At 53.0% G+C, this 20,089-nt stretch carries 17 protein-coding genes; 7 read left to right on the forward strand and 10 right to left on the reverse strand.

Annotation, left to right across the window (positions count from 1 at the left end; genetic code table 11):
- Positions 1–107: 107 nt before the first annotated feature.
- The gene (locus PAGR_RS07500; protein WP_013026453.1) at positions 108–428 is read left to right on the forward strand and encodes a YejG family protein; all 321 of its coding nucleotides are present in this window, start codon (positions 108–110) and stop codon (positions 426–428) included.
- On the opposite strand, the gene yejF is transcribed toward PAGR_RS07500, so the two are convergent.
- The 9 genes from yejF to yeiP form a co-directional block, all read right to left on the reverse strand.
- Positions 415–2,019 carry a microcin C ABC transporter ATP-binding protein YejF gene (gene yejF / locus PAGR_RS07505; RefSeq protein ID WP_014605408.1) on the reverse strand — a complete coding sequence of 535 codons (1,605 nt, stop codon included), beginning with the start codon at positions 2,017–2,019 and terminating at the stop codon, positions 415–417. The genes PAGR_RS07500 and yejF overlap by 14 nt on opposite strands.
- A complete protein-coding gene (locus PAGR_RS07510) occupies positions 2,020–3,042 on the reverse strand; it encodes an ABC transporter permease (RefSeq protein WP_014605409.1) in 1,023 nt (340 codons plus the stop codon). It lies immediately after the preceding gene.
- On the reverse strand, positions 3,042–4,136 hold the full coding sequence (locus tag PAGR_RS07515) for a microcin C ABC transporter permease YejB (RefSeq protein WP_014605410.1): 1,095 nt from the start codon (positions 4,134–4,136) through the stop codon (positions 3,042–3,044). Before PAGR_RS07515 ends, PAGR_RS07510 begins: the two co-directional genes overlap by 1 nt.
- Before the next feature lie 11 nt (positions 4,137–4,147).
- Entirely contained in the window at positions 4,148–5,956 is a 1,809-nt protein-coding gene (locus PAGR_RS07520) for an extracellular solute-binding protein (protein ID WP_014605411.1), read from the reverse strand.
- A 65-nt stretch (positions 5,957–6,021) separates the two neighbouring features.
- On the reverse strand, positions 6,022–7,584 hold the full coding sequence (locus tag PAGR_RS07525; RefSeq protein ID WP_014605412.1) for a cyclic di-GMP phosphodiesterase: 1,563 nt from the start codon (positions 7,582–7,584) through the stop codon (positions 6,022–6,024).
- Positions 7,585–7,790: 206 nt separating this feature from the next.
- Entirely contained in the window at positions 7,791–8,360 is a 570-nt protein-coding gene (mepS, locus tag PAGR_RS07530; protein ID WP_013026447.1) for a bifunctional murein DD-endopeptidase/murein LD-carboxypeptidase, read from the reverse strand.
- 515 nt (positions 8,361–8,875) lie between these two features.
- Positions 8,876–9,577, reverse strand: a complete 702-nt coding sequence (locus PAGR_RS07535; RefSeq protein WP_014605413.1) for a phosphatase PAP2 family protein — start codon at positions 9,575–9,577, stop codon at positions 8,876–8,878.
- A gap of 41 nt (positions 9,578–9,618) precedes the next feature.
- Positions 9,619–10,596: a CobW family GTP-binding protein gene (locus PAGR_RS07540; RefSeq protein WP_014605414.1), complete on the reverse strand. Its 978-nt coding sequence runs from the start codon at positions 10,594–10,596 to the stop codon at positions 9,619–9,621.
- Between the two features lie 77 nt (positions 10,597–10,673).
- Entirely contained in the window at positions 10,674–11,246 is a 573-nt protein-coding gene (yeiP, locus tag PAGR_RS07545; protein ID WP_014594125.1) for an elongation factor P-like protein YeiP, read from the reverse strand.
- Between the two features lie 284 nt (positions 11,247–11,530).
- Between yeiP and PAGR_RS23020 the strand changes: the two genes are divergently transcribed.
- A complete protein-coding gene (locus PAGR_RS23020) occupies positions 11,531–11,785 on the forward strand; it encodes a YkgJ family cysteine cluster protein (protein ID WP_014605415.1) in 255 nt (84 codons plus the stop codon).
- 170 nt (positions 11,786–11,955) lie between these two features.
- Here PAGR_RS23020 and PAGR_RS07550 read toward each other — a convergent pair whose 3' ends face one another.
- Positions 11,956–13,338, reverse strand: a complete 1,383-nt coding sequence (locus tag PAGR_RS07550) for an MFS transporter (protein WP_044042313.1) — start codon at positions 13,336–13,338, stop codon at positions 11,956–11,958.
- 475 nt (positions 13,339–13,813) lie between these two features.
- Between PAGR_RS07550 and PAGR_RS07555 the strand changes: the two genes are divergently transcribed.
- The 5 genes from PAGR_RS07555 to fruK all read left to right on the forward strand — a co-directional run bounded on the left by PAGR_RS07555 (position 13,814) and on the right by fruK (position 20,084).
- Positions 13,814–14,845 carry a LacI family DNA-binding transcriptional regulator gene (locus PAGR_RS07555; RefSeq protein ID WP_014605417.1) on the forward strand — a complete coding sequence of 344 codons (1,032 nt, stop codon included), beginning with the start codon at positions 13,814–13,816 and terminating at the stop codon, positions 14,843–14,845.
- Between the two features lie 247 nt (positions 14,846–15,092).
- Positions 15,093–16,022 (forward strand): dihydrodipicolinate synthase family protein, encoded by a 930-nt coding sequence (locus PAGR_RS07560; RefSeq protein ID WP_013026440.1) that lies wholly within the window; start codon positions 15,093–15,095, stop codon positions 16,020–16,022.
- A 315-nt stretch (positions 16,023–16,337) separates the two neighbouring features.
- Positions 16,338–17,624 (forward strand): anaerobic C4-dicarboxylate transporter family protein, encoded by a 1,287-nt coding sequence (locus PAGR_RS07565; protein ID WP_014605418.1) that lies wholly within the window; start codon positions 16,338–16,340, stop codon positions 17,622–17,624.
- A 394-nt stretch (positions 17,625–18,018) separates the two neighbouring features.
- Positions 18,019–19,149 (forward strand): fused PTS fructose transporter subunit IIA/HPr protein, encoded by a 1,131-nt coding sequence (gene fruB / locus PAGR_RS07570; RefSeq protein WP_014605419.1) that lies wholly within the window; start codon positions 18,019–18,021, stop codon positions 19,147–19,149.
- On the forward strand, positions 19,146–20,084 hold the full coding sequence (gene fruK, locus PAGR_RS07575) for a 1-phosphofructokinase (RefSeq protein ID WP_013026437.1): 939 nt from the start codon (positions 19,146–19,148) through the stop codon (positions 20,082–20,084). Before fruB ends, fruK begins: the two co-directional genes overlap by 4 nt.
- Positions 20,085–20,089: the final 5 nt, after the last annotated feature.

Here is a 20,089-nt window from a genome sequence, read left to right on the forward strand (position 1 = left end):
CTCTACCGGGCGATTGCGGATCGGCGCGTTAAGCAGACTTTACCCACTCTGCAGGCTGACATCATTGGTTGTGAATTGCGCTTCATTCTCTGGAGATAGGGATCATTATGTTGCAACTTTCGGTTGTGCATCGCCTGCCGCAGCGGTTTCGCTGGATTAGCGATCGTCATGCCGTGATTGAAACCGACGATGCGGGCTCAGAAGAGCATGACGTTATTGCGCTCCGGCTGATAAGCCATGATGGTGTTCCGGCATGGGAGATTCTGCGGGAACTGAAAGACATGCTGGCCGCCATTCAGGTTGACGGCAAAATCGCTGAGTGCGAAGGGCAGCCCTGCCTTTTTATCCGCCGTTGTGATGAGAGCGCCACGAACTGCTGCCTGAAAAATCAAGGCGTGGCGATTGCGGAAACCTTCATCGGTCACTGAGCGAAACGGAGCCGAGCAGCTCGCGGGTATAAGCCTGTGCAGGTGTGGCAAAGAGTGTCTCACAGTCGCCTTGTTCAACGACCTCGCCCTGACGCAGTACGATGAGCTGATGGCAGAGCGATCGCACCACTTCCAAATCGTGACTGATAAACAGATAACTCAGCTGACGCTGCTGCTGTAATCCCCGTAGCAGCGTCAGAATCTGTTTTTGTACGGAGCGGTCGAGTGAGGAGGTTGGCTCATCCAGTATCAGCAGCTCCGGTTCAAGAATCAGGGCGCGCGCAATAGCGATTCGCTGACGCTGACCGCCGGAAAACGCAGCTGGATAGCGATGGCGGCTTTCCGCGTCCAGCCCGACCTCGGTCATGACCGCTTTAACCCGTTCGTCCTGTTGTGCGGCACTCAGGTGTGGATAATGCACGGCCAGACCTTCGGCAACGATCTGCTGAACCGTCATTCGGGGGTTCAGCGCAGAATTAGGATCCTGAAAAACGACCTGAATGCGGCGTCGCAGCGGCAACAGCGCTTTTCTCGACCGCTGATGCAGCGGCTGATTGTCAAACCAGACCTCCCCCTGAGCGGCAATAAGACGCAACAACGCCATACCGGTGGTGCTTTTACCTGAGCCTGACTCGCCTACCAACCCCAGACTTTCGCCTCGTTTCAGGCTAAAGCTAAGATTCTCTACTGCAATTTTTTCGCCTGTTTTACGTTTAAACAGGCCCTGACGCAGGGGAAAACTGACGCGCAGGTTGTCCACCTTAAGAATAACCGGCGTATCCGCAGGGAGCGGCACGGCACGACCTTCCGGATCGGCCGCCAGCAGCTGTTTCGTGTAGGCGTGCTGAGGCTGTGTTAGCAGGCGCTGGCCGGCGTTATGCTCAACCACCCGACCAGAGCGCATCACGCTGACGCTGTCTGCCAGTTGGCGAACAATCTTCAGGTTATGGGTAATAAACAGCATGCCCATATTCAGTTCTTGTTGCAGTTCGCGCAGCAGGCCAAGGATCTGCGCCTGAACGGTGACATCAAGCGCGGTGGTCGGTTCATCGGCAATCAGCAGCCTCGGCTGGGTCAGCAGGGCCATCGCGATCATCACACGCTGGCGCTCGCCCCCGGAGAGCTGATGTGGAAAAGCGTTCAGGCGGGAGGCCGGCTGGCGAATACCCACGCGATCGAGGCAGCGCAGGATTTCCGCTCGCGCGGGCTCGCGTCGCATGCCGCGATGTAGAGAAAGCACTTCATATAGCTGCTTTTCAATACTGTGCAGAGGGTTGAGTGACACCATGGGTTCCTGAAAAATCATCGCCATCTGATTACCCCGCAGGCCGCGGAGTTGCTGCGCCGATGCCTTGAGCAGGTCTTCGCCTGCCAGCAGAATTTCGCCCTGAGGATAGGCGACGGCGGACGCGTGCAGCAGCCGCATGATCGACAGGGCGGTAACGCTTTTTCCGGAACCGGATTCGCCCACCAGGGCCAGGGTTTCTCCTGCCTCTATACGCAGCGAGACATCGTCCACCACCTGATACAGCTGTTTGCCCTGACGAAAGGCGACGGAGAGATGGTTAACAGCAAGCAGCGGGGTGCTCATTCAGACTCCTTTACTGGGATCAAAGGCGTCGCGCACGGCTTCGCCAATGAAAATGAGCAGCGACAGCAGAATCGCCAGCGTAAAAAAGCCCGATAAACCCAGCCAGGGGGCCTGCAGGTTATTTTTCCCCTGCAGCAGCAGCTCTCCCAGAGAGGGAGAGCCGATGGGCAGACCAAACCCGAGAAAATCCAGCGAGGTTAAGGTGGTGATAGAGCCACACAGGATAAAAGGCAGAAAGGTCAGGGTTGCCACCATGGCGTTGGGCAGGATATGACGCAGCATAATACGTCCGTCACTGACGCCCAGCGCCTGCGCGGCCCGAATATAGTCAAAGTTACGGGTACGCAGAAATTCGGCACGTACGACGCTGACCAAACTCATCCAGCCAAACAGCACGGTAACCAGCAGCAGCCACCAGAAGCTGGGCTGAATCACGCTGGAAAGCAAGATCAGCAAAAACAGCGAGGGCATCCCGGACCAGACCTCAATCAGGCGTTGACCTATCAGGTCCACCTTGCCGCCAAAGTAGCCTTGTATGGCACCGATGACGATCCCAATCACGCTGGAAAACAGCGTCAGCAGCACCCCAAACAGGAGTGAAATGCGCAGACCATATAACAGACGCGCCATAACATCGCCGCCGTTGGCATCCGTGCCCAGCCAGTTCTGCCGGGAGGGCGGCGAAGGGAAGGGCACCTGAGAAGCAAAATTAATACTGTTGGCACCGAAACGGATGGGTGCCCAAAGCGCCCAGCCGTGATTTTCAATGCGCTGTTGCAACCAGGGATCCTGATAATCCGCTGCCGTGGCAAACGGGCCACCATAATCGCTTTCGCTATAGTTAAAAAACAGCGGAGCGTACCAGCGCTGCTGATAATGCACCAGCAGCGGTTTATCATTGGCAATGAATTCCGCGCACAGGGAAAGCATAAAGACAGACAGAAAAATCCAAAGCGACCAGTAGCCACGGCGGTGATGACGAAAGCGCTGCCAGCGCTGCTGATTCAGGGGAGAAAGACGCATCACCGGCCCTCAAAATCAATACGGGGATCCACCAGGGTATAGGTCAAATCACTCAGGATATTCATCAGCAAACCTATCAGGGTGAAAATATACAGGGTGCCAAACATCACTGGATAATCGCGCTGGATCGTCGCATCAAAACCCAGCAGGCCCAGGCCATTAAGAGAGAACATCACCTCAATCAATACCGAACTGGTAAAAAACATGCTGATAAAGGTGGCAGGAAAGCTGGCGATCACCAGCAGCATCGCGTTGCGAAACACATGATGGTAAAGAATGCGCCGCTCTGAGAGGCCTTTAGCCCGGGCGGTGACCACATACTGTTTGCGAATCTCATCCAGAAATGCATTTTTGGTCAGCATAGTTAAGGTGGCAAAACCGCCAATCACCGTCGCCAGTACCGGTAGCGCAATGTGCCAGAGATAATCGGTTACCCTGGCGTACCAGGGCAGCGAATCAAACTGTGGAGACGTCAGACCGCGCAGGGGAAACCAGTCAAAATAGCTGCCGCCAGCAAACAGAACAATCAACATAATGCCAAACAGAAACGCCGGAATGGAGTAGCCAATAATGATGAAGGTGCTGCTCCAGACATCAAAGGTACTGCCGTTACGCACCGCCTTTCTAATGCCCAGCGGGATGGAGACCAGGTAGATAATTAAGGTACTCCACAGGCCAAGGCTGACAGAGACGGGCAGGCTCTGTTTGATTAACTGCAATACGGAAGCACTGCGAAACAGGCTGTCGCCAAAGTCAAAGCGCAGATAGTTCCACAGCATGGTGAGATAGCGCTCCCCGATAGGTTTATCGAAGCCGTAACGTCGCTCAATTTCTGCGATGACCTCCGGATCCAGGCCGCGCGCGCCGCGGTATTGATTATCCCCTGGCGTGACGCGATGCAGGCTGGCCTGGGTGCCGCCGCCTTCACCGCTGCCCGCGCCAGGCAGCCCGCTGGTCTGGCCAAACTGGATATTCGCCAGCGCCTGATCGACCGGGCCGCCCGGCGCAATTTGTACAATAAAAAAGTTGAGCGTAATGATGGCCCACAAGGTAGGAATAACCAGTAATAGTCTACGTAAAAAGTAACTTGCCAACCTGGCTCTCCTCAGCGTTTGTCGGCCGGCAGTCGCCCGGCTTTATTCACGTCATACCACCAGTTATCCAGACCTGTGCTGTAGGCAGGTTTAACCGCAGGATGGGAAAATTTGTCCCAAAAGGCAAGTCGCTGCTCGGCGTTGTACCACATCGGGATCATATACGCATTCCACAGTAAAATACGGTCCAGCGCCCGGCCCAACGGCAGCAAGGCGTCCGCATCGTCCTGATGGGCGATGATCTGTTTCACAACGCTATCGACAACGGGGTCCTTGACCCTGGCCGTGTTCCAGGAGGACTGAATATAGTCCGATTGCCAGTTGGCCTGCAGACTGCGTGAGGGGGTTGGCATCGCATGATAAATATTACTGACCATATCATAGTCACCGCTGCGCAGGCGGCGCAGGTACTGCGAGCTGTCAATTTGGCGTAGCGTTAACGTGATACCCAGCCGCGCCAGATTATGTTGATAAGGAAGCGCCCATTCACTGTTTGCGCCTGCGGGCAGCAGCAGCTCTGCGCTAAAGGGCTGCCCGGTTTTATCATTAATCAGGCGCTGATTCCTGATGTGCCAGCCCGCCTGATTCAGCAGGGACATTGCCTTGAGCAGGTTGGTGCGATCGTAGCCGCTGCCGTCAGTTTGTGGCGGCACATAGGTTTCACTGAAGACTTCAGGCGGTAACTGTGCTGCGAACGGCGTCAGAATGCGCAGCTGCGCGGCATCGGGCAGGCCCCGTGCGGCATAGTGGGTATTCTGAAAATAGCTGTCTGTGCGCTTAAAAGCCTGATAGAAAAGCGTTTTATTCATCCATTCAAAATCGAAAGCCAGCGCCATCGCCTGCCGGACCCGACGATCGCTAAACAGGGCTTTTTCATTATTCAGCGCCAGCCAGCGCGTATCAATTGAGGCGGTATTCGGTGTGGTTTCTTTCACGATCTGTCGATCGTCGAAATGACGCCCCAGATACTGCGTGGCCCATTTCTTTGCCGACGTCTCTTCCCGCAGATCAAAGGCCCCGGCTTTGAATGCCTCAAATGCCACGTTGTCGTCCAGGTAATAGTCGTAACGCATTACATCAAAATTGAACCGGCCACGGTTAACCGGCAAATCCGCCGCCCAGTAATCGTTTACGCGACTGAATTCAATAAACTGGCCCAGCTTCCACTTACTGATGCGATAAGGCCCACTCGACAAGGGGGGCTGGCTGAGCGGCTCGTTAAATTTTCTCGTCTGCCAAAAGGTTTGGGAGATCACCGGTAGCGTCAGCAATCCCAGCATCAGGTCTTTATCCGGGGCCGGTAACCTAATACGCACGGTCTGGCGGTTGAGGGCGGTGACCGTGACGCCGCGATAAAATATCCGAAACTGCGGAACCCCTTCAGTCATAAACTTTTGGAAGGTAAAGGCCACATCCTCCGCCGTAATGGGTGAACCATCCTGGAACCGGGCGCGGGGATTAAGGGTAACGTCCATCCAGCTGAAATCCACGGGATGACGAGCAGATTCCGCAATGAGGGGGTAATAACTGCTGGTTTCATCGTCCGACGTCGTGAATAAGCTGTCATACAGGGGCCCGGTACCGGCACCGGGATTGCCACGTGAGGCATAGCGGTTGAAATTGTCGTAAGTGCCAATGACGGACAAGACGATCTTGCCGCCCTTGGGCGCGGCAGGATTCACATAGTCGTAGTGACTGAAGTCTTGCGCATACTTTGGCGTTCCAACCTGAGCAAACGCGTAGCTGGTCTGAACCGGGGAAGCGTGCAGCGGAAGGGTAAGCAAGCTACACAGCAGCAGAAGGGCGAAGCGGAGCTGCATAAGGGATGTTCTCTCCTGTGAGTGTCTTGCACCGTAGCGATAATCTACGGCAATTAAAGCATGGGTTACCTGTTTTGACGCTGAAAATAGTCTTTGATCTGCTCCGGGCGTAACGGACGGCTATAAAAATAGCCCTGTAAATAGGTGACGCCGCGGTCGATCAACCAACTGGCCTGTTCGTCGGTTTCAACGCCCTCGGCCACGCTCATCAGATTGAGCCGTTTAGCCAGTTGTAACACCGTATCCAGCACCGGCGAAGTGATCGTTTCCGTTCCGATACTTTGCACAAATCCACGATCGATTTTTAGGTAATCAAAATGGTACTTCTCAAGATAGATTAATGCACTGTGCCCGGTCCCAAAATCATCAACCGCGATTTTAATGCCTCGCTGTTGTAGCCAGTGAAACAGTTCGGCCGCATTCGCGTTCTCGACGACTGCGCGCTCGGTAATTTCAAAAACATACAGAAAATGATCGTGAGGCATATTGTCCTGCCAGTACAGGACATCGTCACGAAAACTGCAGGCGCTGAGATGCAGAGGGGAAATATTTACGCTGATGCAGGTTCCTTTGGGCAGGCTATCACGGAGTTGATGTGCATCGCGGGCGACCAGTTCAAACAGGTGTCGGGTCAGGGGGACGATTTGGCGTTGTGCTTCAGCATAGCTGATAAAAATATCGGGTGGGACCGTTTCACCCGAAGGATGTGTCCAGCGTAGCAGTGCCTCCATACTATAAGATTTGCCATCCTGGGCCGAAACTAAAGGCTGATACTCGACATGAAATTCCCCTCGTCGGATACCCAGGGTGATCTCTTTGCCAGGCCGCTGAAAGCGGGTCAGCAAAAACCAAAAGGCACAGCTGGCGATTAATGAAATCAGCAGGCTGCTCAGCATGATGGTCTGATAGTCACTTGCTGACAGCGTTGAACCGTAGAGAGCAAACTGGAAAGGAAGGCCTTCCAGGGGCGTTTGCATTAGCGGCGGCGGGAGTTGACGATTTCGTACCAGCGTTGGCTGCCAACTGGTCATGGCAGTTTTATGGGCGAGTAAGGCAATCCCGGTGATTTCGGGGTAAGAAGACGCTTTTAGCTGATACGTTGCCAGGCTCAGATTCAATGTCGTAAAAATGCCGGACTGAAGGGTGCCGGGCTGCTTAATCCAGATGGCCAGCACCGGCTTTGTCGGCTGCATCGGCGTACCCGGCAACAACCGAATGTCCCTGTCACGTGTGCTATCCGTTCGGGCTGAGAGCGCGCTGAGCGGCTGAAAAAAGCTTCCGGTTGCGGAAGAGCAAAACGCGTTGCCGTCTTTAACTAAAATAATGGCGCGTATGTCGCCGGCAAACGCGGCTCGCGCGGTTAACTCATGATTACCGATATAGCATTCTGACTGAACGAATGGAAGCAGGGGGGAAAGCGTGTCCGAAATAAGCGTCTGGACGCTACGTTGAAAGTCGTTACTACTGTCGATGAGCAACTGTTTATGTTGGCTTTCCCGACGATGTTGGGTTTCGATGAGCAAAACAGAGGTTAACAACAAAAAAAACAGACTGCCAATAATCGCGCTATTCCACGCGATTTGACGAGGATAAGTTGCCTGGCGTATCAGCGCCCGCGACAATGGCATGAAGTGCTTCCCCTGATCAAAATATAAAACTTACTGGTGCGCAATCGCCCGAATATTTGCGTCTGAGAATATAACGAGTCTGTTAATAATGTCTCGTTATTATTTTGATAAACAAGTATTTTTAGGGGGATTCGAGGGATTAAAAAAAAACGCTGCCTGGGCAGCGTTCTGTTTTTCTCTGGCTGAGAGGACATTCGGGAGCTGCATTAGCTCGGGTTGCGACTTAAGACCCGCCGCGCTTCGCGATAACGTTTTTTCCAGTAATCTTCATTAAGGCTGGAGATCATGACACCGCTGCTGGTCGAAGCATGAACAAAGTTGTCATTGCCGAGGTAGATACCGACATGACGGCCCGTTGAGCCAGCACGGAAGAGAACTAAGTCACCCGGTCGCAGTCTGCTGCGAGAAATCTCTTTTCCCGTTCCCTGCTGTTCGGACGTTGAGCGAGGAAGATCCAGACCAAACTGTTCGCGGAACGTACGCTGAACGAAAGCGGAACAATCAATACCACGCTTGGTATCACCGCCAAGACGGTAACGAACACCTTTCCAGCTCGCGTATTGATCCATGATGCGCGTCTTAACATCAACGTTGCGCACCATCTCTTCGAACTCATCCTGAGACGCTTGAAGTAAAAAACCATTCTGGTTGTTAACTTCATGATTCTCGTTTTTAACGGTGTTATGGGTACTGCTACAAGCTGAGAGGAGAGTTGCCAGCGCCAGAGCGGGCGCAATCCGCCAGATATATCTCAGTATTGGTTGAGACTTGACCATTATTCGGGTTTTCCTTCGAAGTCCTTACGACAAGATTGTCGCCAGCCAGATGACAAAACGGAATGAGATTAATAAGCCAGTCAGAACAAGACAATGCTTTAATTATAAAAATGTGTAAATCACCACATTTTATCTATTAAAGAATGCTTAATACCGCGTCTTCTTTTCTCACTGCGACCGAGATTAACCGATTCCAGAGGCCGTGGCGAGCGCTTTTAATCAAATTCTGATAGGTTTTTTTGATACTTATCAAACTTAAATAACTTGTTCACTTTATCAACAGTTATTCAAGGTGATAACAGGATGAAAGGGGTGATCTGGCGCTAATTCCAGGCTTAGTGCGGGCTGGGAGAAGGTCTGCAGAGTAACTATCGTCGAAGGCTGAAGAGAAGTCCTGCATTATCATCGGGTTCGGATGTTTTTTTGGTTAGCTTGCTAATTATTTCCATAGGTTTTTTATAAGTGAGGGCAGGTTATAATTTAATCATAATTCCGCCCTCGCTAATTAATTACTATTAGGGTTTATTTTTACCCGGTAATTTGTGATAAAACCAATTAACCAGATAATCACTTGCCGGCGTTAATAGCCACCAGCTTAATCCCACTAACGCCACGGAAAGCGATCCGACTGCAATATCGCTAAACCAGTGCGCGCCTGCCATGACGCGTGGCAGCGAGAACAGCCCCACAATGACAACACCCACTAAAAACGTACGGAAGCCGAAATAACGCCACATGAATGCCGCAAAGATAATGAGCATCATGCCATGATCGCCCGGAAAACTGTCGCTTGACGCATCTTTGGCTGGGATACCCGTTAACTCACTGACGCGGTGAACGTTCTCAAAGAACAGCGTCGGGCTGGCGTGTTTTTCTGGGATCAAATGGCCCGCCTGGTTCAAAACGACCGCTGTCAGCAACATCGTAATGCCAATGGCAAACATACGACGGCGGCCCGCAGGCGTTTCCCGCCACCACAGCCACAGATAGAGTAACCCCATCGCCAGCAACGACACGGCGTCAAAACCGCGAAAGTTAGTGATGGCGACCAGCAGGGCAAAGCCTGGGTGATCCACCATTTCATTATTAAACGCGAAGAAAATCCCTTTATCGATATCAAACCAAAACCCGTGATGGGGCGGTAAATACCATGAAAAAAACAGCACCAGTCCCAGTGCGTTAAGCAACAGGATGGTGACAAGGCGTGTTGCGTGCATAATTCTGCCCTAGTAAAAAATAACCGCCGACCTTAATCCTGTCAGCTTAAACGAAACCTCAACAAAGCAGATTGTAAACTATTCCAGTCGGCAGATGAGGAATGAATCATCTCAATGCGACTGTCAGGTGGGGTTGCGGCGAGAATTTCAACATGCACGTCTTCTCCCTGACGGTTAATGCTGACGCATCCTTCGGGGATGCGCAGCACGCCTTTAACCCGATCGACGGGGGCAAGCCGCGCCCATTCCAGCAAAGGAAGGCTATCAAACACCGTTTCGTGGTCAAAAATCCAGCCGCAGGCGACATAACCCTGACCCTCATTCACCGCCCGACGCCATGACGCGCGCCCGTCGAGTCGCAAGGCTGCGATACCGCTGCCCGGGGCCGCAGCGTGATGATGGTGGACCGGATGCGGAAGGGCGCGCGGTTTCCCGCGCGGACTGTCAAGTAACGCCAGGGGAATCTGACCGAACTCGGCAGTAACAAATTCACGATCGTCCTGATGGGCGGCAAGCCACGCCTGGAGGCGCTGCCGATCGGCCTCGCGCCAGCAGTCGCGTTTATTGCCGACAATAATGTCGGCCGCGGCCAGCTGATCGCGAAAGTTTTCATTATCCGTTACACGCCTGTCGGCGAGCTGGCGGGCGTCCAGCAGGGTTAGCGTGGCCTGCAGTTCGATCCAGGGTTGATAAACAGACGACGTCAGCATCTGTAGCAGCTGGCGTGGATGGCCCAGGCCCGTGGGCTCAATCAGCAGGCGGTCGGGCTTGTTTTGTTGAAGCAGCCTGTTTAGCCCGACCTGCATGGGCAGCCCATTAACGCAACACATGCAGCCGCCGGGGATCTCCTTTAACGTCGCGCCACGGTTGGCCAGTAACGCGCCATCAATACCAATCTCACCGAATTCATTGACCAGCACAGCCCAGTTTTCAGTCTGGGGCTTGTGCGCCAGCAGATGAAGCAGCGTGGTGGTTTTTCCGCTGCCTAAAAATCCGGTGAGAAGGTTAACGCGTGTCATGCCAGTGACTCCTGTAGAGAAAGAGGGTGGTGTTATAATATAACACTACCTGTCAACCCGGCGTACAGCGCGCGTTATCAGTCGGCACGTCCCATATAGCGACGCTCGGCAACATGGATGCGAATGCGATCGCCGTTGCTGAGGTACTCGGGAACCTGAATGATCAAACCGGTAGACATTCCCGCCGGCTTAGTGCGGGCACTGGCCGATGCGCCTTTGATACCGGGTGAAGTATCCACAATATCCATGTCCACCGTTTGTGGCAGCTCAAGCGCCAGCACCTGGCCATCCATCGTGAGTACCTGAATGCCGGGAATGCCACCTTCCGGGATGAACAGCAGCTCTTCTTCTATTTGCGCTTTTTTAAAGGAATAGGGCGTGTAATCTTCGTCGTCCATAAAGACGTATTCATCACCATCAATATAGGAGAAGGTAACGCTGCGGCGGCTCAGGGAGATGGCCTCAATGATCTCGTCGCCCTTAAAGCGTTCTTCCACCTTCATACCGGTGCGAACATCGGTAAAACGCATTTTATAAAGCGTTGCCGCACCGCGCGCGCTGGGGCTCTGGACATCAATATCCTTTACCAGCAGCAGTTTTCCATTGTGGGTAACGGCCATTCCTTTTTTGATTTCATTCGCCTTTGGCATTGCTGTTCTCACTTGCAGAGTAATAGTGCGCGCAACGTTACTCGCGCGGTCGTGAACAGGCAAGATAGCGCGAAAAATTTTGTGGTCGGGGGCAACAGCAGGGCGCGTCGGATAGGGCAACCAGGACAGCGATATTTCATGGGTTCTGGCATGACACGGGCCATTTGAGCCCCTGACTCTGTCTTATCTTCTTAGTGGTTAAGCGCTTTTTTCTGTAAAGGTGATTTCGGGCGCGAGCCCCTTCTGCTATCGTGCGCGGTTTACCCCTATCCAGGACGTAAACCATGGAATGTCGTACAGGCTGTGGCGCCTGTTGTATCGCCCCCAGCATCTCCTCGCCCATTCCCGGTATGCCGCACGGCAAGCCCGCGAATACCCGGTGCGTCCAACTTGCGGAGAATAATCTGTGCAAAATTTTTGGTTCTCCCCTGCGACCAAAAGTTTGCGCCGGGCTTCAGCCCTCGGCTGACATGTGCGGCAGTAATCGCCATGACGCGATGGATTACCTGATTCACCTTGAGCAGAGCACCGCGCCCTAATGCGTAGCGGTCTGCCGATCCTTAGCGTGTTACCCTGCATTGCTTTTTGCCCTCGACTTATGCCAACGTCCGCCTGTTAACGCTGCTCTGCCTGCGCTTTCCGTGGCGGATCGGGTTTTACAGGAAAGCCCCCGATAGCGATGTATCTGACCCGACGTGATGTTGCCCGTTCAAGGCGATAACTCTTCAAGCGATTTCCCTTTGGTTTCAATGGCGAAGAGCAGGGTAATCATTCCGCCGATTAGGGCAATCACGGCGAACGCAATGAAAACAAACCGGATACCAAATCCCGATACAATGAAACCCACCATTAGTGGCCCAACAGACGACCCGGCGCGCAGCCAGGCGCTGGAAAAGGCAGTACCTGTCGCGCGAAGTCTGGTCGGATACAGTTCGGCCGAATAGAGATAAAGTGAAAAGGCAATTGTTTGCAAAATAGCATAGGCCATGCTGCCCAATATCAGTATCTGCCATGGCGTATTGGCACCCAGTACACACAGCACGATGAGCGGAATAATGGCCAGCATAAATGCCCAGGTGTACCAGCGCTTACGGCCTACTTGATCGATCTTAAAGGCACAAATGACAGAGGCAATAACACCACAGGTAGAGGTAATCCATCCATAGGCCAGGCTTGTTTCTAGTGGCAGATGAAACAAGGTTCTGTACATAGTGGGAAACCAGGTAATCATGCCGTTGTTAACGGTATAAACCGTGAGCCACAATCCCCACAGCATAAACGTGCGGGATTTGTAGATACCTGAAAACAGCGCCTTTACGCCGCTGGACGAGGCGGGCATCACCGGTACGGGTTTTATTACGGGGTCGGGCAATGACATACCGCGACGCAGGGCTTCTGCTTCAAACGACTGAACGACTTTTTCAGCCTGTTGATGGCGGCCTTTAGAGACTAACCAGCGCGGAGACTCTGGCATAAACCAACGCAAAGGCGCCGCCAGAGCTGAAGGGATCAGACCAATGAGAAACATGATTTTCCAGCCATAAATGGGCACCAGAAAGAATCCGATAAGGCCAGCACACATCATGCCGACCGGAAAGATCACTTCATAAAGCAGAAAAAACCGCCCCCGCTTCTTTGCACCGACAAATTCGTTGATATAGGCACTGGCAACGGGAACCTCAGCACCAATGCCCAGTCCCTGCAAAAAACGAATGATCAGAATTGACCAACCGTTCCAGGCGAACAGGCAGGCGGCATCCATAATCACAAACATCACGATGGTGATACGTAAAACACCAATCCTGCCAATTTTTTCTGCCAGCGTACCAAAAAAGAGCGCTCCCACCAGTTGCCCAATATAGCTGGCTGCAATGATCAGACCGACGAACGTCGGCGTAAGCCCCCATTCCTGCGTCAGTTGTGGCAGGGCAAACGCGATGGCAATAATGGTATAGGCATCAAAAAAAGTGGACAGCCCTACCACAACACGAATCGCCATTAACCGGCGTGTGATGGGCAATCGCTCAAGCCGTGCCAGTAATACTGATGCGTCGGCGGGATGAGCGTGGGAAGCGATAACCTGAGTTGACATAGTTACACCCTGTTGCGTGATGGATATGGGGAAAACATGCAAGACGACGCGCGTTCCTGAGCCATGCATTTGCAGCCCACTCACTGACGGTAGTTGCATAAAACCTGTGCAAAATGGATAGTGTGAAAACGTTAATGCAATCGTTTTCACATGAGTTATCGTTGGTTTAATATCCCGCTGCGTCAATTAAGCGGCTTGATTAATTGTTAACGTGTTCACATTCCGCTCTCAGGCAATCGAAAAAGCGTGAAACAGGTCATACTCTCTTCAATAGCCTTTACGGGGATGCTCAGGCTGGGGAGAACAATGAGAGCCTAAGCGTTGAAAATCGTATTCTTCAGGCGTGACGACAAAGAGAAATGCGGCCCCCACGCAGTGCATGTTAAGGGCGTATCCCGTTGTTATAGCGTCTGTTGTATAGTATTGCCGTCTGCAGAGGGATCTTTGCCACCCACATTAATCCTCGGAGTGATATATGGATCAGGAAAGCCAGGAAAAGGAACAGTCGGATAAAAGGCTGATAACGATGCGTGATGTTGCTAATGCCGCGGGCGTAAGCATCTCCACCGTATCGCGAATTCTGGATGAGAGGCTTCCGCAGTCAAAAAGCGCTTCAGCTGAAAAGGTTCGCCAGGTTGCCCGTGAACTTGGCTATCGGCGTGATTATGTTGCCTCCAGCCTGCGCAGGGGCGATACCGGCACGCTTGGCGTTCTGGTTCCGCGTATGACGGATGCGGTGACGGCGATGCTGTTTGAGGCTATCGCGACAGCGGCTTCACGACGCGGCTATTTTGCCATCGTGGCAACCTGTGGTGACGATCCGCAACAGGAAAAAGCGTCCGCAGAATCCCTACTGGACAGACGCGTTGACGGCCTGATTCTTTCAACCTGTCGTCTGGGCGATCCGCTTCCCCAGACCCTGCGGGAGCGCGAAATACCGCACGTGCTGGTATTGCGTACGGATGGCGTAAGTCCCTCTTCCGTTGGCGATGACGAAATGGGCGGCTACCTTGCAGCGCGTCATCTGATCGATTTAGGCCATAAAAAAATCGGGATGATTGGTGGACCGGATTTTGCGTCCAATGCGTTGAATCGTCGAAAAGGTTTTGAACGGGCAATGAGTGAAGCCGGTTTGCCTGTTCGGCCAGAATGGTGCCGTTCGTCTGACTTTAATATCAAGTCAGGCGAAGATGTGGGGTCGTCAATGTTGAACCATTCCTCGCGGCCTACCGCAATTTTTGCGGTCAATGATGAGATTGCGATTGGGGTCATGGCTGCGGCGCATCGTGCAGGCATGACCATAGGCAAAGACCTGTCACTGGTCGGATACAATGATATCCCCCTGGTCAGCCGCTTGCCTGTCGCATTGACCTCAGTGCGAACACCGCTGGAACATATTGCCGGGAATGCTGTAGATATGCTTATCCATGGCAGGCATGAACCCCATTTATCGACCATTATTCCTACGTTAATTCCGCGAAAATCCACGTCTTCTCCTCATCAGTAATCGTTCCTTTAATGACCGCATTGCGAATGTAATGTGGTCATTAACCCGCTGGGATCCCGATCGCAAACTCTCTTCGTCTCCCAAAGCGTTTTGTGATAACTGCCTCATTTATCAATCGCCGCTGGTTGACGCGATGAAATTAGATTGCCAATTTATCTTATATGAAAACGATTGCAGTAACGTTTTCATATTGTATTCACTTTGACTGAACCTGTGACTAAAAGTATTTCACATCAAGGAGTTAATCATGATTAATATCGACCTCAGAGGTTTAACCCCTGCGCCTGTCACCCCATTCACGCGCGAAGGGCAAGTGGATTTTGACGCGATTCAACGTCTGGGCAGTTGGCTGGGTAGTATCGACGGCGTAAAGGGGCTGGTGGTCCTGGGTCATGCTGGCGAGGGCACCTTTCTGACGCAGGATGAACAGGCCGACGTGATTCGGGCATTTGTAAAATCGGTCGAAGGCAAAATCCCCGTTATTGCCGGTATTACCGGGGAAGGCACCGAAGTCGCGGCGCGTGAGGCAAAACGCGCTGTCGAGGCCGGTGCGGCTGCCGGTTTGCTCTATCCCTCACACGGCTGGTTGCGTTTTGGATACCAGGACGGCGCACCCCAGGATCGCTACCGGGTCGTGTATGAAGAGAGTGGTTTACCGCTTATTTTATTCCAGTACCCGGATGTGACCAAAGCCACCTATAACCTGAAAACGCTGCTGGATATTTCCGCGCAACCCGGCGTGTTTGCGATGAAAAATGGCGTGCGTAATATGCGGCGGTGGGATACTGAAATTCCCGTCATTCGCCGTGAACGTCCCGATCTACAGATTCTGACCTGCCACGATGAATATCTGCTGCATACCATTTTTGATGTTGATGGCTTCCTGGTGGGCTACGGCAATATTGCCCCTGAGCCGCTGATTGAAATGATTAACGCAGGTAAAGCGCAGGACTATAAGAAAGCACGTGCTTTACATGATCGACTGATGCCTGTGACTAAAGCGGTTTACCATCGTGGCTCACATATGGAAGGCACTGTCGCACTCAAACATGCGCTGGTTGCGCGTGGCATTCTGGAACATGCCACTGTCCGTTCACCGCTGTTACCGCTGGGTGACGGAGCGGCCGAAGAGATTCATGCCGCAATGCGTTCTGCTGAGCTGGGCCGGGTGAAATAAAACGGGCGAGTCTGGCAGGCAGGGCGCCTTCATGTGGGAACTGCCTGTCGTCGCGGCCTAAGGCTATTCAACGTATCTCTGGGATAACCCGGTTTTCTGACCGGCAGCCAGCCAGAGAAAAAAGGCATCAGCGCGAAAAGAATTTACACCCTCAGTGCACCTGATACGCAGAAAACGGTTATTTAGCCGCGTGCCATTTCTCTGTAGGACATACCGACAAATAACCCGTTGCAACCTTGCGGAGTGAAAGGAAGCCTGTACCGGCCTTGAGTGTGGGCTGGAACGGTGTAAACCGCAGTCAGAAGGAATGGGATCATGCTACTACTACAGTTTATGACCGTGCTTTTTTTTCTGTTTTTGGGAATGCGTATTGGCGGTATCGGTGTGGGGTTTGCAGGTGGGGCGGGTGTAATCATGTTGTGCGCGCTGGGTGCCACGCCTGGCGATCTGCCCATGCTGGTAATGGTATTTATTATGGTGGTGATCGTCGCCATATCGGCCATGCAACAGGCAGGCGGCATTGATTATCTGGTGCAACTGACAGAACGTGCCTTACGTCGCTATCCGCGGTTGTTGGTGATTACGGCACCGCTCTCAACCTGGTTACTGACCATGATGGCCAGTACCGGGCAGGTCTCTTTTGCCTGTATGCCCGTGATTGTGGCTGTGGCCAGAGATAATCACCTTCGTCCAACCCGCGCATTAGCGCTTTCCGTTGCCGCATCCTTACTGGGCATTGTGGCCTCGCCCATTTCTGCCGCCGTGATTTTTCTCTCTGGGATTCTGGAACAGGGACCGCATGGTTGGGGCTATATTGAACTGATTGCCGTGACCATTCCCGCCACCTTCATGGCGCTTTTCTGTTCCGCCTTGTTTTACCTGTGGTGGGATCGCTTACGTCACACAGACCAGCTTGCGCAGCAGGATGATGCGGTAAACACCGTACAGCATTCGCATTCCGCTCTCCACGGCAGACGTTCAGTACTGATTTTTATTGTCGGCCTGGTGACAGTGCTGATTTATGCCATTATCAGCAGCCCTAAAATGGAGATCATTACCCGCCCCGTTCTCAATAGCGGACAGGCACGGATTGCCGTAATGCTAACGGTGGCGATGGCTATCGTCATGTTCTGTCGGGTGAATGTGCATACAATTCCGGGATCGTCGGTGTTTAAAACCGGAATGACGTCTTGTATATGCATACTGGGTGTGGCCTGGCTGGGTTCCACATTTATGGAGAGCAATCGTCTGTGGTTGCAGGATAGGGTGGCGAGCTATTTTCTGGATTCCACATGGTTACTGGCGTTGATTATCGTACTGGCATCATGTTTTCTCTATTCTCAGGCGGCATCGACCAAAATTTTATTTCCGATGGCCTTAAGTATGGGCATTGCGCCCGCTACGCTTGTTATCTGTTTTCCCGCTACCGCGTCCCTGTTTATCTTACCGAACTATCCCACATTGCTGGCCGCCGTTGCGCTGGATGATACGGGATCCACCCGCCTTGGCCGACGGATAATCGATCACCCGTTTATCCTGCCTGGCCTGCTGGCTACCGGTCTGTCGATGCTTTTTGCAGCAGGTTTAGCAAGGCTGTTCTAACCTTAAGCACATCATGAGGGTAAAAGGCTAAGCCCCTTTGCCGCCATGCTGTGAAGCCCGTGCTGGTGGATTATCACTGTCTGGCAACGTGCCTCTGAGAGGTTAACGTTACCCTGTTTGCAGCGTCTGCTGACGCTGCTGAAATCACGCTCAAAAAATCGGCCTCGTGTCGTCCAGACTTCAGCACTATTTTTAAGGAAATTCCGTAACCTCTCTGAATTGTGCGTAATGTCAAAGATCTGTTATGCCGTTTACGCATTTTCTTGCCTGCAAAGCCAAGCTGAATAACAATCCCTGAAACGTTTCAGCGTTGCTGTGACAACCTTCACCAGGTCAAACAGCAAGATTCAACACCATTGAGCTGAAACGATTCAATCAGCAAGCGAGGAGAATTATGTTCCAGCTCGAATTGCAGGCCATCCATACCGGAGCCAGCGCCCAAAATAAAGAAGATGCGATTCGTCAGGTTGCGGCGGCACTTACCGCTGCGGGTAACGTGGCGGAAGGTTATGTCAACGGCATGCTGGCGCGTGAGCAGCAAACCTCAACCTTTTTGGGTAATGGCATCGCCATTCCTCATGGCACCACCGACACGCGCGATCTGGTGCTGAAAACCGGCGTTCAGGTCTTTCAGTTTCCTCAGGGAATTGCCTGGGGCGACGATCAAACGGCCTATGTCGCGATTGGTATTGCCGCGAAATCTGATGAACATCTGACGTTGCTGCGCCAGCTGACGCACGTACTGAGTGACGACAGCATCGCCGAACAGCTTAAAACGGCCTCTGCTGAAGATCTGCGTGCGCTGCTGATGGGTGAGAAGCAGTCAGCTGAATTCAGCTTCGATACTTCATTAATTTCCCTGGATGTCAGCGCACGTGACCTGATAACGCTGCAGGCCGTCAATGCCGGCCGCTTACAGGCTGCGGGTGTAGTTGATGCCAGCTATGTTGCTGAGGTGGTTTCCAGTAAACCGCTGAGTCTGGGGCAGGGCATCTGGTTAAGCGACAGCGGCAAAGGCAATCTGCAAAGCGGTGTGGCCGTCAGCCGCGCGGCGACAGCCTTTGAACATGAAGGTGAATCCGTGGCAATGCTAGTCAGCGTGGCCGCCGTCGATGACCGCCCGCTGGAGGTACTGGGTTACCTGAGCGCACTGCTGCACAGCAATAAAGCCGACCGTTTGCTGAAAGCCGATGCGGCAGGTGTTTATGCCCTGCTAACCAGCGAAGTTGACGAGCAGGCAGACCAACTGACGGCTGAATTTACTATTCGCAACGAGCATGGCTTACATGCGCGTCCGGGGACCGCCCTGGTGAGCGTGATTAAACAGTTCAACAGCGACATTACGATTACCAACCTGGATGGCAGCGGTAAACCTGCAAACGGACGCAGCCTGATGAAAGTCGTTGCGCTGGGTGTGAAAAAAGGTCATCGCCTGCGTTTTACTGCCAGTGGTGAAGATGCCCAACAGGCGCTGACGGCTATCGAAGAAGCCATCAACAGTGGCTTAGGTGAGGGGGCGGCATGACCAGACGTGTTGCAACCATCACGTTGAATCCTGCGTACGATCTGGTCGGTTATACGCCTGAAATTGAACGTGGTGAAGTGAACCTGGTGAAAACCACTGGCTTACATGCTGCCGGGAAAGGCATCAATGTGGCGAAAGTGCTGAAAGACCTGGGTATCGACGTAACCGTTGGTGGCTTTCTGGGTAAAGACAATCAGGATGGTTTTCAGCAGCTCTTTAGTGAACTGGGGATCGCCAACCGTTTTCAGGTCGTGAATGGCCGCACGCGCATTAACGTCAAGCTGACTGAGCAAACCGGTGATGTGACCGATCTTAACTTTTCCGGTTTTCAGGTGACGGCTCAGGACTGGGATCGCTTTACCAGCGACTCATTAACCTGGCTGGGCCAGTTCGATATGGTGTGCGTGAGTGGCAGCCTGCCGGAGGGGGTGGATCCGGATGCCTTTACCCGCTGGATGACTGAACTGCGTACGCACTGTCCCTGCATCATCTTTGACAGTAGCCGCGAAGCGCTGGTGGCGGGCCTGAAAGCCGCGCCCTGGCTGGTTAAACCTAATCGTCGCGAGCTTGAGATTTGGGCAGGGCGCAAGCTACCTGCACTCCAGGACGTGATTGACGCAGCGCACGAGTTGCGTGAGCAGGGCATTGCACATGTGGTGATTTCTCTGGGTGCTGAAGGCGCACTTTGGGTCAATGCCTCAGGTGAATGGATAGCTAAACCGCCGGTGTGCGAAGTTGTCAGCACCGTTGGCGCAGGTGACTCCATGGTAGGTGGCCTGATTTATGGCCTGTTAATGCGTGAATCCAGTGAACATACGTTGCGTCTGGCTACTGCGGTAGCCGCGATGGCTGTCAGCCAGAGCAACGTCGGCGTGACCGATCGTACCCAGTTGGCCGCAATGATGGCGCGCGTCGACTTACAACCCGTTAACTGACAGCA

The sequence above is a fragment of the Pantoea ananatis PA13 genome (assembly GCF_000233595.1).
GTDB classification, from domain to species: domain Bacteria; phylum Pseudomonadota; class Gammaproteobacteria; order Enterobacterales; family Enterobacteriaceae; genus Pantoea; species Pantoea ananatis.

What these genes read in the sequence shown, in the direction of transcription:
- PAGR_RS07500 (WP_013026453.1), top strand. Translation starts at nt 108, where the DNA reads ATGTTGCAACTTTCGGTTGTGCATCGCCTGCCGCAGCGGTTTCGCTGG.
- yejF (WP_014605408.1), bottom strand. Translation starts at nt 2,019, where the DNA reads ATGAGCACCCCGCTGCTTGCTGTTAACCATCTCTCCGTCGCCTTTCGT.
- PAGR_RS07510 (WP_014605409.1), bottom strand. Translation starts at nt 3,042, where the DNA reads ATGCGTCTTTCTCCCCTGAATCAGCAGCGCTGGCAGCGCTTTCGTCAT.
- PAGR_RS07520 (WP_014605411.1), bottom strand. Translation starts at nt 5,956, where the DNA reads ATGCAGCTCCGCTTCGCCCTTCTGCTGCTGTGTAGCTTGCTTACCCTT.
- PAGR_RS07525 (WP_014605412.1), bottom strand. Translation starts at nt 7,584, where the DNA reads ATGCCATTGTCGCGGGCGCTGATACGCCAGGCAACTTATCCTCGTCAA.
- mepS (WP_013026447.1), bottom strand. Translation starts at nt 8,360, where the DNA reads ATGGTCAAGTCTCAACCAATACTGAGATATATCTGGCGGATTGCGCCC.
- PAGR_RS07535 (WP_014605413.1), bottom strand. Translation starts at nt 9,577, where the DNA reads ATGCACGCAACACGCCTTGTCACCATCCTGTTGCTTAACGCACTGGGA.
- PAGR_RS07540 (WP_014605414.1), bottom strand. Translation starts at nt 10,596, where the DNA reads ATGACACGCGTTAACCTTCTCACCGGATTTTTAGGCAGCGGAAAAACC.
- yeiP (WP_014594125.1), bottom strand. Translation starts at nt 11,246, where the DNA reads ATGCCAAAGGCGAATGAAATCAAAAAAGGAATGGCCGTTACCCACAAT.
- PAGR_RS23020 (WP_014605415.1), top strand. Translation starts at nt 11,531, where the DNA reads ATGGAATGTCGTACAGGCTGTGGCGCCTGTTGTATCGCCCCCAGCATC.
- PAGR_RS07550 (WP_044042313.1), bottom strand. Translation starts at nt 13,338, where the DNA reads ATGTCAACTCAGGTTATCGCTTCCCACGCTCATCCCGCCGACGCATCA.
- PAGR_RS07555 (WP_014605417.1), top strand. Translation starts at nt 13,814, where the DNA reads ATGGATCAGGAAAGCCAGGAAAAGGAACAGTCGGATAAAAGGCTGATA.
- PAGR_RS07560 (WP_013026440.1), top strand. Translation starts at nt 15,093, where the DNA reads ATGATTAATATCGACCTCAGAGGTTTAACCCCTGCGCCTGTCACCCCA.
- PAGR_RS07565 (WP_014605418.1), top strand. Translation starts at nt 16,338, where the DNA reads ATGCTACTACTACAGTTTATGACCGTGCTTTTTTTTCTGTTTTTGGGA.
- fruB (WP_014605419.1), top strand. Translation starts at nt 18,019, where the DNA reads ATGTTCCAGCTCGAATTGCAGGCCATCCATACCGGAGCCAGCGCCCAA.
- fruK (WP_013026437.1), top strand. Translation starts at nt 19,146, where the DNA reads ATGACCAGACGTGTTGCAACCATCACGTTGAATCCTGCGTACGATCTG.